We start from the raw sequence: 12,763 nt of genomic DNA on the forward strand, positions 1-12,763 counted from the left end.
CGAGCGTCCCGCTCGTGCCCATAATCTCACAAATTAACATCTATTTCCAGTACTTTCTCATAATCATCACAATAGTTTCTTGCACTACTATATTTCCATTCCCAAGGCTCCCTTTTGCTGGCGCGAGCGTCCCGCTCGTGTCCACAATCATAAATTAACATCGATTTCAAGAATCTCATCATAATCATCACAATAATTCCTTGCACTACTGTGTTTCCATTCCCAAGGCTCCATAACAAAGCCCGCCTTCACAGGGTTTTGATGAACATAATTTAGTTTCTGCTCAAATACCTTCAACGTCCATATTTCTATTGGATTATTATTCTGCTGCCAAAACTGATATTTTTTTATATTAGAATTTCGGCTTCCTGCTTTTTTAAACATCCACAATAACCACTCTTTTCTGCTTTCCTGAGTATTTTCTTCGATAGCCTTAAGCAACTTTTTAGCAGTAAAGCCCTTAAAATCTCTAATTAATTCTGAAGGTTGACCTTTTTCTGATCTGAAAATTAAATGTATATGACTGGGCATGATACAATATCCGAAAATAGTCATTCCTTTATTCTTTCTACAATAATTTAATGCTTCAATAATGATATCGAAATATTCAATTCTTGTAAAAATATCAATCCAAAATACCGTAGCAAAGCTTATAAAATATGCTCCTTCTTTTTCATGAAATTTGTGTTTTCTACTCATAATCTAAAAGTAATAAAAACTCAGATTATCATTTTTGACATTTTTTTAATTTGTGGGGACACGAGCGGGACGCTCGCGCCAGCGTCGTTTTATGAATATGTTAATGGTGGAAAGATTTCGGCGCGGCCGGAGGCTGCGCCGAAATCTGATTATAAAAATAAATCTGTTATCGCTTCTTGTTTCCACAAAGCGGGTAATAACCTTAAAATCCCTATGCTTGCGCCAACGTTAGACTATCGTTGCTGCCAACTTATCTTACGTATTGGTAATATGTCAGAAAATTATATATTGAGAAGGTTTCCATAATGGAAATTATGATATGCTGTTCTTAGGAATTCTTACCAGGAGGATAATGACCCAGATTTGAAGAATGGTCTGTACTATACTGATGATTCCCAGTACAGGATTGACAAACAGATTTTTCAAAATAGAGGAAAACCCGAAAAGCCCTAGTATAAAGGTCACTATGAGAACGTATTTTGCTACTTCATTCCCTTTTCCTATAAAATAGCCCATTCCAAAAATAAAGACCAAAGTCGTTATCCCGACAAAAATAGATAATCCGGAATTGAAAGGATCATAAGCCCAGATAAATCCTGCAATACCTAATGCCCCACACAAATACATGATATTGGAAGCTTTAGTGTGGTTGGGATGTATTGTTATTTCCTGTTTTTTGCCAAGATCTGCCGTTCTGGAAGCAATGAGTGCCGACTCCTCATCAGTGAATTTTCTCCCTCTTGACAGCAATATTTCATAGGCATATTGTACTGCCTGTGGAACAAATTTACTATTAGGGTTAATGTATTTTTCAAGCTCCTGACTGGACATTTTTTCCAGCACATTTTTTTTAGTATCCATTATGGTAATTAGGTTTCTGCGAAATTAATGAAAATGAAGGAGATTATGGAGTAAAGATCATTGCCATTATCGGTCTTACTCGATATTTCAATTATTTATATTTTCAGAGTCTGCGATCTTTTTAAACAATTCAGGGTAGTTGGTTACTAATCCACTTTCATCCACCGAAATTTCAGCTTTAAAATCGGTTTCAACATTTTCATACAGATATTGATTGACAGCTGTCCGGGTATATTGCTGCTGTACAGGTCTGATATGATGGTTGAAGACATCGATATAGATGACATCAATTTTCTGAGAACTGTTTTCTGAAAGCTTTAAATTGTTGATCGGCAAAGTATTGGTAAATGGTGTCAGAGAAATATCTATAAATTTAAAATCATTGATTTCCGGGTTTATAACATTATTAATTTCCCATTGATCCTGGATTTTTTTCCCGGTAAGTATTCTTTTTACTTTATTGATCTCCGATTCGATCAGAAAGTCTTGAACGAGCCAGTCTTTATCAATGTGAATTTTATACTCTATACTATATATTTTATCTTCAAGACAACCGATGATCTTTGATTCTACCGTATAGTTTATATCATCAGATTGTAAATTAAAATATTCAAGAGATTGGTAAAATATTCCTTTCCAGATCAATGTTTTCATAAAATATTGTTTGATGTATTGTTACAAGATGCAAGTTAATGAATGCAAGGGCTGGTTACAAAAAAAGAGCGGTAAAAACCGCCCTCAACAAAATTTTATCTAACAAATATTTTTTACAAATAAACACATCCGCATCCTGTTTCCCATTCCTGGCACAGGCGCATAGGTTCATTGCATCCAGGGTTGCCTCCGCCACCTCCGGAAACTCTGTAACAGGTGCCATCACTACAATAGTATGAACCAATAGTTGGTGGACAATTGCCATCCATATCACACAATGCATAAGGAGTGTCTCCACCACTGATCAGCACCAGCTGATTTCTCTTTAATTTTTTTAAATTTTTCATAGTAATCATTTTTAATTTGTTGATTACTAATGTATAAAATTATTAACACACCAGCAAGTGTTTTAATGAATGTGATGAAATTACTCTATATCTAAAGTCATGAAAAGCGCGATTTCCTCAGCATTTTCATACAATCTTGTATTCAGTCCGGTAATATTGAAGCCCATTCTTCTGTAAAATTGTATCGCAGGGTAATTGGTATTCTGTGTTTCCAGCTCAATCACTCTGCAGTTTAATTTCCTGGCTTCTTTAATGGCACTTTTAATCAACATAATGCCAATTCCCTGTCTTCTATATTTTTCGTTGATCAGGATATTTTCAATATAAAAACTGTTGTTCCATGTTCTTTGTTCACAGATAATCCAGCCTGCCAAATCTTCATTAACAAAAGCACCGAATGAATTTCCCTGTTTAATGATGATATTCAATTCTTCAAGATCGTCAGAAGTCGTTTCCCATATTTTGTGGTAAGGCAAAGACTTCTCTTTTAAAATAAACTCAAAAGAACCTCCGAACTCGATAGAGGAAACCACATATCTTATGTCTGTTATATACCCGTTATGTCCCCAATCTAGGCTTGGATCAGAGGTTAGTTTTTGTAATTTTCTTATTTCCACCCTTAGATATTTTTATTTTATTGAATTTCAGTACAGATTTCTACCAGATAATTGTTGGGATCTTTAATATAGGCGGTTTTTTGTCCCCATGGTTTTAGGGCAATGTCTTCATAAAGGACAGCTCCGTTTTTTATGGCTTTCTCTACCAAAGCTTCCACATCAACCGTTGTAAATCCCAGTTCCATTCCGAAAGGTTGATCTTCGTTTTTGGCTGTTGTAAATCCTTTTTTAATATTGGAATTGGCCAGGCTCACAGAGGCGAATGAGAGACTTGTTTCTCCGGTCAGGAGTTCACCATAATCTTTTTCGGGAGTGATGAATTTTATTTCAGTATCAAAGGTGTTTTTATAAAAGTTCATAGACATTTCTACATCTTCAACATAGAGAATGACATATTTGAATTTGATCATAGTATTGAATTAAAATGCTTTTATTTTTTGTTTAAAATATATTCCTCATCTGCTATCAACACAGTATGAGGACCATGTAAAGGATACTCTTTGAAACTTCCGAAATGACCGAAATGAAGAGGGAATTTCTGAGTTAGCTGTCTTACTTTGTTACCAAAAGAATTGATGTCAACCTTTTGAATAGCTTCTTTTTTCTGTCTGCCATTGGTGAAAAAGAGCATCAGGTTACAATGATCTTTAAAATCAAAATCATTGTAGTAAAATACATGAAGGTTTTCTTCCCTGCAAATCCGGGTCAGGTCATCAATCAATTCTTTTTTATGATGTAAAGGCAGATTACAATCTATTCTGGCTGCATAATTTTCTGCATTACTTTTTTTGAAGTCAGAGCCGACCATCTGGATGAAACGGTGCTCTATAGTTTTGAATTCCTGTCTTTCCGGAGGATAGTTTTTGCTGGATTGAATGGTAAAAGGATGACTTGCATCCAATGATACTGTATTTTCACGGATCAATAGCTCTTCAACCTCTTTGGCAAACTGAAAATGAAAATCAAAAAGCATATAGTCTCCAATATTGATAATAATTTGATTTCCATCGATATTCAGGTATAAATATGTTTTCTTGAAATCTGATTTTAACGCTTCCAGTTTATGGATAAAATCATCTGTATTTTCAACCTGAATTCTTGCTGCCAGTTCAGCAGGATTATCGGCATGCCCTCCATATCCAGGATAAAATTTGAAAAACTGAAAGTCATATAATTGATCGGGAAATTTGAAATACCAGTATACGCCTAAAATCATAGAAGATTATTGATAATTGTACAATAATCAAAATTAAATAAAATTTCACACTCCAAAACTTTCAAAACTCTTAAATTTGTTGTCAATAAAAATTTACTTGGATGCTTAGGAACATTTCAATTGCGGCAGCTACTTTATTGTCCGTAGTTACAATCAATGCACAGAAGAACAGAAATACTCAACTGGAAAGACCGAAATTAGTCGTAGGTCTGGTAGTAGACCAGATGCGTTGGGACTATTTGTACCGTTTCTACGGTAAGTATGGGAATGATGGTTTTAAAAGACTTTTGAATACAGGATATTCTTTGAATAATGTACATATTCCTTATGTTCCTACCATTACGGCTTTAGGGCATACATGTATCTATACAGGATCTGTACCGGCTATTCATGGAATTGCAGGAAACGACTGGACGGATAAAGAAACAGGTAAAGGAGTTTATTGTACCGCGGATGAGAGCGTTCAGCCGGTAGGAACTACCAATACAAAAACAGGAAGCCACTCTCCGAAGAATCTTTGGTCTACAACAGTAACTGACGAATTGAGACTGGCAACGAACTTCCAGGGAAAAGTTGTTGGTGTTTCTTTGAAAGACCGTGCTTCTATTCTTCCTGCAGGACACACTCCAAACGGAGCGTTCTGGTTTGATGACAGCACGGGGAATTTCATTACCAGTACATGGTATATGAATGATCTTCCTCAGTGGGTAAAATCATTCAACTCACAGAACCTTCCTGAAAAATTAGTGGCTAACGGATGGAATACTTTACTTCCAATCAATGAATACACTGAAAGTGCACCAGACAATTCTCCTTGGGAAGGTCTGTTGGGAAGTGCAAAAACACCTACTTTCCCTTACAGTAATTTAGCAAAAGACTACCAGACTAAAAAAGACAATATCCGTTATACACCATTCGGAAATACTTTGACTTTAAAATTGGCAGAAGCTTCTGTAGAAGGTGAAAAACTGGGTGGAGATACTATCACAGACTTCTTAGCGATCAACCTTGCGTCTACAGATTATGCAGGACATAAATTCGGACCGAATTCTATTGAAGTAGAAGATGTTTATATCAGACTGGATCAGGATTTGGCAGAGTTTTTCAAATATCTTGATTCAAAAGTAGGAAAAGGAGAGTACACTGTTTTCCTTTCTGCTGACCATGGTGGAGCACACTCTGTAGGATTCCTTAAAGAACATAAAATCCCGACTGGTTTCTTCGGAGAAGATGCCGAAAAGAATCTGAACCAGAAACTGAAAGAGAAATTCGGAGCAGATAAACTGGTTAATGCCATTGATAACTATCAGGTTTATTTCGACAGAAAAGTATTGGCAGACAACAAGCTTGAATTGGATGATGTAAGAAACTTTGCTGTAAAAGAAATTGAAAAAGATCCTACAGTTTTATATGCTGTTTCTGTAGACAAAGTTCAGGAGGCAAGCATCCCGGAGCCTATCAAACAAAGAATTATTAATGGAATCAACAGACAGAGAAGTGGAGATATCCAGTTAATTTCTCATGATTCTATGCTTCCGCCATATTCTAAAACAGGAACTACACACAGTGTGTGGAATTCTTACGATTCTCACATTCCGTTAATCTTTATGGGTTGGGGAGTGAAACAGGGAGAAAGCAACAAAGAATATCACATGACAGATATTGCTCCTACGGTATCTTCCTTACTGAAAATCCAGTTTCCAAGTGGAAATGTAGGAAATCCGATTACCGAAGTTATAGGTAAATAAATTAATTATAGAACAAATCTGTTTAAACATTTATTTGAAACATTAAGATTGTATTAAGGTGTTGAGAGTATTAAAATGAGCTTCGCTTTAAGCTTAAAAATCAGAATGATTTATCTTAACTATACATTATTTCTTAAATGATCCTTAATGGTTCATCGAAATTTTTTGATAAGTTTGAACAGTTACAGTATAAAAAAAACATCCCAATTTGGGATGTTTTTTTATTTTCATAGTTTATGATGTCCTGATCATCTGCTGGATCTCTTTATGAAACTTCTTATTCTGTTTTCTGATTTTGATAATAAAATATAAAAGAATGATTATCGAAATACATCCCAGAAGGACTGATGCCATTTTAATATAACGATAATCAGATTTCAGTTTTTCACTTTTTAATGCTGTTTCCTTATTGTGGTTGTCGATCACCTGATTAATGGATTTCAGCTCATTCTGCTTTCTTTTAAATCTCATTTCCATGTGTTTTTTATTAAACTGCTGGTAAAGATTCTGTTGTCCCATAGCAAGATAATTCTCAGCTAATTCTTTATAAAGTCCTTCATTCAGGATAATATCTCCGGTGTTTTTAGAAAGATCCTCAGCTTTTAGTAAAAGGTTTATCGCTGCTTGATTTTCATGTCTTTGTTTGTGTATTTCAGCAATTCCTTTCAAAGCGAATGCTTCCAGACTTTTAGCATAATTTTTCCGGGCATAGTTGATGGACTGTATGAAAGCCTCCTGCGCTTTATCAATTTGATTAAGGTTAAGATAACAGTACCCAATATTGTAATACACGACACTCATATTAGAATAAGTGGTTTTCTTTGCAGGAACCTTTTCATAATTTCGTATAGAAATCAGGAATTTTTCCAAAGCAATTTCTGAATTAGACTGACTTTTATATACCATTCCTCTTATTGCGTAGCTTGCAGCCGTTTCAATGTATTTCTCCGGATTTTTTTCAGGAATTTTTGCAATATACTGTTCTGCCTCATTCAGTGTTTCCAGGCATTTGTTGAAAAGTTCCATTTGCTGATATTGGATGGCGACGGAGATGAGAACACCTGCCTGGCTTTTGGGATCATTGGTTTTCTGAGACAGTTCTTTTGCTTTTAGAATATATTGTAAAGACACTTCAAAATTTCTTTTGGCAATATTGGCCGTTGAAAGCAGCATGTAAAGGTTAATAGAAGTTTTAATATCATGAGATTTTTTTAATAATTGTTCTCCGATTTTGATGGTGTTATCCGGATTGTCATAAATTTCAAGTTTGGCCTTTTTTATTAAGACACTATCAGGTGTCTTTTGTGCTTTCATACCATTACAAAAGGCAGCCAGCAACAGTATTATTTTAAAAATTGATTTCATAAGGCTTTTGTTTTACTGATTTCCTGAATATAGGCATTGGGAGACATTCCCGTAACTGACTTAAAAACAGTAGTGAATGCACTGTGTGATGAGAATCCTGAATATTCTGCCAGATAACTCACTTTATAATTAAGAAAAGCAGCATCAGTTCTTAGCAGCTGTACAATATGATTGATTCTGAGCTTGTTAATATATCCGTTGAAGTTTTTTTCCTTATTATTAATAATTTCCGAAAGGTATTTTGTGTTGATTTCCATTTGAGAGGAAAGCAGAGACAGAGACATATTTTTATTCAGAAACCGGTCGGATTTTTCAAATTCCTCTAACTTTTGGAGAATTTCATCTTCTTTTTCCCGGGATATTTTTGTTGTGCCGGAATCCTTTGTCGCTGGAGTTGTTTTGTGTAAAATGATGGGCTGAGGTTTCTGCCTGATCTGTTTTTCAAAGAAATCAAACTGTTTTTTTAAGTCTTTATTTTTACTTCTCATGAGTAAAAAATAAATAAACAAACCCAGAATGATCAAAGATAAAATCAGGATTAAAGACCAGGAAGATCTTAGAAGCATATGTTTCTGAAATTCAATATTTTTATTTTGATTGGTTTCCACAAGCTTCACAAGGTATCGTATTCCTTCTTTTGAACCGGAATCTGTTTTTGTTTTTAAATCATTGTAAAGTTTATTGTACTGATGGTATTTTGCATCATTATGTACCGCGTAATAAGTACGGGAAAGTGATTCGTAGATTTTAATTTTTAAATTATTAAAAGGAAGATTTTCTATCAATTGAAGTCCTGCTTCCAGTTTTTTTATAGCCATTGCATAATCCTGTTTCAGAAAATAATACTGAGAGATGTTTTCATAGGCCAGTCCTAAGAGAAAAGGCTGGTTTTTCTGATGTTCAAGATTTGCAATAATGCTGTCTATAAGTATTTTATATTCAGATTGTTGATATGTTTTCAGGAGATAGGAAGATCTGAAAATTCTGTTTTCAATTTTTAAAATTCTATTTTCTTCATTATAATCGCCGAGGTATTGATTACTCTGATCTAGATTTTTTAAGGCTTCAGGATAGTTTCTGTTGATTCCCGAGTTCAACGCCTGAAGCTGATATAATTTTGCAGTGGTGATTCGTAATGCCGGACTATTGCTTTTAAGAAGCTTTTGATCCGACAACAGATGAGAAATAATTCTTTTCGATTGATTGTACAAACCCAGATTCTGATACTGATCGGCAAGATTATAATCACTGAAGACCTGCATAAAATAAGAAAGGTCGTTTTTCTGATCTGGCTCTTCTTTTTGAGCGAAAATATTGACAGACTGTACGTATTCCCCCTTCATGGCAAAAGCTTGTGAAATAATATTTTGAAGTACAATTTTGTGTTCCGCATTTTGATCACTCACAAGAATTCCCTGGGTATAGCTGATGCATTCATCAGGATTCTGATACAATTTCAGAAATGCTTTATCTGCCAACACATTGAAGTCCGGACCGGACTGTCCTTTGGTGGTAAGCGAGCAGAAAATAAAAATAAGCAGTAAAGTTTGAAATAATTTTTGTCTTGATAATTTGTTTTTTGTGTTTTTTTGAATAGTTCTGGTAAAATCCATATTCAAAATATTGTTTTGTATGTATTTGGTTATTAGGTTTTTGAAAATTAAATTCTTTTAAAATTCCTGAATTATGAAAGCCAATTTCTTTTGATAAGTAAAATATTGTATTAATATTGTTTTCACCAATTCAAAACGCTAAATATAATAAAATATGAAAAATTTTTACAGAATGTCAATAAAAATATTGACGGCTTGCCTTTTCCTGAAATTTGCTTTTGCAGGCGCTCAACTTACTGTAATAGGTTTGGGAAATTATAATGTGGGCGCAGTCTCGGATAACGGGGTCGTAAGTATGCATACCAGCGCAGGAGGAATATATAAATGGAATGCAGCGGGAGGGCTTGTACAGATAGGTTCCATATCAAACGGATATCCGGCTGCGGGGAGAACTGTTGTTTCAAATGATGGAACCAAAATTTCGTCCTCGATAACAAATACAGCAACGGGATTTAATGAAATATCTACTTATGATGTGGCTACTTCCACCTGGGTAAACAGAGGTGGGCTTGTTCCTACAGGATGGGATGGCAGTGTAAGTTCAACCTGGGGGATGACTACCAATGGGAGTACGATTGTGGGTTTAGGGTTTCTTACTGCTGCGAACGCGCATGCTGTGAAATGGGATGAAGTGAACGGAATGGTAGATTTGGGAAGTATTGTTGCCGGACGCAGTTCCAGAGCCAATGCAATCAATGCGGCAGGAACAGTAATTGTAGGTTGGCAGGATGAGCCAACCGGGACAAGAAGTGGCGCAAAATGGCAGGATGGAGTAGAAAGCTTTATTACAGATAATAATGGGAATAATGTAGGAGAAGCAGGAGGGATTTCTGCAGATGGAAATACAATCATAGGGGCAGCAAATCCTAATCCTTATGTCTGGAATGCGGTAAGCGGGCTTACTTATATAACACATCCTAATGCTTCTTTCAGCTTCAAAGGAGGAGCAACGGGAATTTCTGCTGATGGAAAAAAAGTAATTGGGTATTACAGAGCATTTGGAGCACCTCCGATGTCAGGTGAAGGCTTTATCTGGACCTCTGCCAGCGGAAGAATTAACCTGAATGATTATGCCGCGTCTTTAGGAATTGCTACCAATGGAGTCACGATGGGGCTTCCTTTAGCAATTTCACAGGACGGAAAGAAAATTGCCGGATCAGGGACAAATGCTTCCGGTCAAATGATTGCCTTTTACCTGGATACTTCTGAATATTTATCGGTGAATGATGCCGTAAAAGAGAAAAACAGTAGAGGAATCTATCCTAATCCTGTGACTGATATCCTATATTTTAAAGGAACAGGAAAAATAGAGAAAGCAGAAATTTATAATATGGTTGGACAAAAAGTGAAATCATTGGATGCTGTAGAAGGACAGATTGATGTTTCGGCTCTGTCAACAGGAGATTATATCTTACAATACTCTGTAAAAGGAGTACAACAGGAGCCTTATAAATTTATTAAAAAGTAACATATATAAATAGTAAAGTAGTGGGATGAATGGCTGTTTTCAATAGTGAAAGCGGCCGTTCTTTTTTTTGTTTAACTGACAAAAAGATAACATTTTTAAGGCGAAGTGTAGTTTTTGGTGAATACACATAAAAAACTATCTTTGCAAAAATTTTGGTTTCCAGTATTTTGGAATGAAAAGGGAATCGGGTGTAACTCCCGGACTGTCCCCGCAACTGTAAATCGCAACACAAGTTTCTGCAAAAAACCACTGTTTTATAACGGGAAGGAGCAGAATGCGAAAGTCAGGAGACCTGCCGGAATTATAATTAAAAAAACATATTGCTTTCGGAGGAAAAGTAAAAAAGTATGGATATAAAAAGATCTTTAATACTGCTTTTTTCATCTTATGGATGTTTTCTTTTTGGACAAGAGAAAACCATTGACACTATTTATGTCTTCGACAACCAGATGAACAGGGTGAAACTTTTTCATCCCGTAAAAACAATTACAGCAGAAGATGCTGAAAAAAATTCCAGTAATCTTTCGGAGCTTCTGAGGTTTCAGTCACAGGTTTTTATCAAAGAAAATGGCCGTGGAGCCGTTTCTTCACCTTCTTTCAGAGGAACTACCGCCCAGCAGACTGCTTTTGTCTGGAATGGGATTAATATCAATTCTAATTTTTTAGGCCAGGGAGATATCAATAATATTGCTTTGTTCGGCTATGATCAGATCGGTATCAAAGCTGGTGGTGGAAGTGTAGTGTATGGAAGTGGTGCCATCGGGGGGAGTATTCACCTCAATAATACCCTTGATTTTAATAAAGGTTTCCATGGTTCCTTATTTTCAGAAGTAGCTTCTTTTAATACTTATAACAATTTTGTAAAAGGTTCCTACAGCAATGATAAGTTCAGTTTTAAAGCTTCCGGAAATTATTCTGTAAGTGAAAATGATTATAAGGTCAGCGATCTGAACTATATCAACCGAAACGGAAATTATTACAATACAACGTTTAATGCAGGAGCATCCTATAAAATTACGGACGATCATAAGATCTCGTGGCAGAGCCAGTTTTTTGATTCTTCACAGCATTATCCGGTATATGAAGAAACGGGAACCAAAACGAAATATAAAACTCAGAGTGTAAGAAGTCTTCTTTCCTGGGACTGGAACAAAACGAAGTTCAGCAATTCCCTTAGAGCAGCTTATACGGAAGAGAATTTTCAGTATTTTGGTTCATTAAATCTACCTAAATCAAGTGGAGGAACCGGGAAGAATTATATTTTTAAAAATGATTTCAATTACTTTCTGAATTCAAAATGGAATTTTAATATCATCGGAGAGTTTCAGGTTAATAAAGGAGAAGGATATCAGAGCGGAATATCCAATGTCAGCAGAAATATAGGTTCCGTTTCAGGATTGCTACGATATTTTGCAACAAAAGACCTGCGTTTTGAGGGTGGATTTAAGAAAGATTTTGTAGAAGATGTTAAGTCCCCGTTAATGTATTCTTTCTCTGGAAAATGGAGTGCTGCAAAGTGGTATGATGTCAGTGTTAATGTATCAAAAAATTTCAGATATCCGTCCTTCAATGATATTTATTACGAACCGGGAGGAAATAAAGATCTGAGACCGGAAACCTCTACCCAGGTAGATATGACCAATGAGTTCAAAGCAGGAGATTTTAAACTTACCCTGTCTCCTTACTATATGAATGTGACCGATCTTATTGTATGGCTTCCGACTGCTCTGGGATACTGGCAGGCGTATAATGTCAATAAATCTGAATCTTACGGCCTGGAATCTCAGTTGTCTTTCAGTAAACAGCTGGGCAGCCATAAAATCCGCGTGAATGCAGGATACTACTATGCAAAATCTATTGATAAAGAAACGAAAATGCAGAGACCTTATGTTCCCATGCACAGAGGAAATGCCAGTATAGATTATGAATATGGTTTCTTTAAGTTTTTTGCACAGGGACAGCTGAATGGGGTTACTTATACGACAAGTGATGAAAAAAGATCTGATGCCATAGATCCATATTTTCTTTTAAATATGGGCATTTCGGCCACGTTAGCCAAGAAATATACCTTAGGGTTTAAAGTGAATAATCTAACCAATACCTACTATAAAACTGTTTCTTTCTATCCTTTACCGAAAAGAAACTATAGTGTGTATGCAGCAATAAATTTTTAAT

At 35.6% G+C, this 12,763-nt stretch carries 12 protein-coding genes and 1 riboswitch; of the genes, 3 read left to right on the forward strand and 9 right to left on the reverse strand.

From position 1 onward, the window contains the following. Nucleotides 1-147: 147 nt before the first annotated feature. The 7 genes from DDF69_RS00010 to DDF69_RS00045 form a co-directional block, all read right to left on the reverse strand. Nucleotides 148-699: an REP-associated tyrosine transposase gene (locus DDF69_RS00010; protein ID WP_114818972.1), complete on the reverse strand. Its 552-nt coding sequence runs from the start codon at nucleotides 697-699 to the stop codon at nucleotides 148-150. Nucleotides 700-1,011: 312 nt separating this feature from the next. Beyond that, nucleotides 1,012-1,560: a hypothetical protein gene (locus DDF69_RS00020; RefSeq protein ID WP_114818974.1), complete on the reverse strand. Its 549-nt coding sequence runs from the start codon at nucleotides 1,558-1,560 to the stop codon at nucleotides 1,012-1,014. An 87-nt stretch (nucleotides 1,561-1,647) separates the two neighbouring features. Continuing rightward, the gene (locus tag DDF69_RS00025; RefSeq protein ID WP_114818975.1) at nucleotides 1,648-2,214 is read right to left on the reverse strand and encodes a putative glycolipid-binding domain-containing protein; all 567 of its coding nucleotides are present in this window, start codon (nucleotides 2,212-2,214) and stop codon (nucleotides 1,648-1,650) included. 113 nt (nucleotides 2,215-2,327) lie between these two features. Continuing rightward, nucleotides 2,328-2,561, reverse strand: a complete 234-nt coding sequence (locus DDF69_RS00030; RefSeq protein WP_114819244.1) for a hypothetical protein — start codon at nucleotides 2,559-2,561, stop codon at nucleotides 2,328-2,330. A gap of 80 nt (nucleotides 2,562-2,641) precedes the next feature. Then, a complete protein-coding gene (locus tag DDF69_RS00035) occupies nucleotides 2,642-3,178 on the reverse strand; it encodes a GNAT family N-acetyltransferase (RefSeq protein WP_114818976.1) in 537 nt (178 codons plus the stop codon). Nucleotides 3,179-3,195: 17 nt separating this feature from the next. Then, the gene (locus tag DDF69_RS00040) at nucleotides 3,196-3,588 is read right to left on the reverse strand and encodes a VOC family protein (RefSeq protein ID WP_114818977.1); all 393 of its coding nucleotides are present in this window, start codon (nucleotides 3,586-3,588) and stop codon (nucleotides 3,196-3,198) included. A 20-nt stretch (nucleotides 3,589-3,608) separates the two neighbouring features. Continuing rightward, the gene (locus DDF69_RS00045) at nucleotides 3,609-4,394 is read right to left on the reverse strand and encodes a hypothetical protein (protein WP_114818978.1); all 786 of its coding nucleotides are present in this window, start codon (nucleotides 4,392-4,394) and stop codon (nucleotides 3,609-3,611) included. A gap of 101 nt (nucleotides 4,395-4,495) precedes the next feature. On the opposite strand from DDF69_RS00045, the gene pafA reads away from it, so the two are divergent. Beyond that, the gene (gene pafA / locus DDF69_RS00050; protein ID WP_114818979.1) at nucleotides 4,496-6,142 is read left to right on the forward strand and encodes an alkaline phosphatase PafA; all 1,647 of its coding nucleotides are present in this window, start codon (nucleotides 4,496-4,498) and stop codon (nucleotides 6,140-6,142) included. Nucleotides 6,143-6,376: 234 nt separating this feature from the next. Here pafA and DDF69_RS00055 read toward each other — a convergent pair whose 3' ends face one another. Together DDF69_RS00055 and DDF69_RS00060 are read right to left on the reverse strand one after the other, a co-directional pair. Further along, a complete protein-coding gene (locus tag DDF69_RS00055; RefSeq protein ID WP_114818980.1) occupies nucleotides 6,377-7,507 on the reverse strand; it encodes a tetratricopeptide repeat protein in 1,131 nt (376 codons plus the stop codon). Next, nucleotides 7,504-9,120, reverse strand: coding sequence for a helix-turn-helix domain-containing protein (locus tag DDF69_RS00060; RefSeq protein WP_114818981.1), 1,617 nt, complete (start codon nucleotides 9,118-9,120; stop codon nucleotides 7,504-7,506). The genes DDF69_RS00055 and DDF69_RS00060 overlap by 4 nt, the downstream gene beginning before the upstream one ends. 172 nt (nucleotides 9,121-9,292) lie before the next feature. Here DDF69_RS00060 and DDF69_RS00065 point away from each other — a divergent pair, with 172 nt between their 5' ends. Together DDF69_RS00065 and DDF69_RS00070 are read left to right on the forward strand one after the other, a co-directional pair. Beyond that, complete coding sequence (locus DDF69_RS00065) at nucleotides 9,293-10,588, forward strand: T9SS type A sorting domain-containing protein (RefSeq protein WP_228411887.1); 1,296 nt, start codon at nucleotides 9,293-9,295, stop codon at nucleotides 10,586-10,588. Between the two features lie 136 nt (nucleotides 10,589-10,724). Next, nucleotides 10,725-10,903, forward strand: a riboswitch (cobalamin riboswitch). 32 nt (nucleotides 10,904-10,935) lie between these two features. Then, complete coding sequence (locus DDF69_RS00070; protein WP_114818983.1) at nucleotides 10,936-12,762, forward strand: TonB-dependent receptor plug domain-containing protein; 1,827 nt, start codon at nucleotides 10,936-10,938, stop codon at nucleotides 12,760-12,762. Nucleotide 12,763: the final 1 nt, after the last annotated feature.

The sequence above is a fragment of the Chryseobacterium sp. KLBC 52 genome (assembly GCF_003347605.1).
In the GTDB taxonomy this organism is placed as follows: domain Bacteria; phylum Bacteroidota; class Bacteroidia; order Flavobacteriales; family Weeksellaceae; genus Chryseobacterium.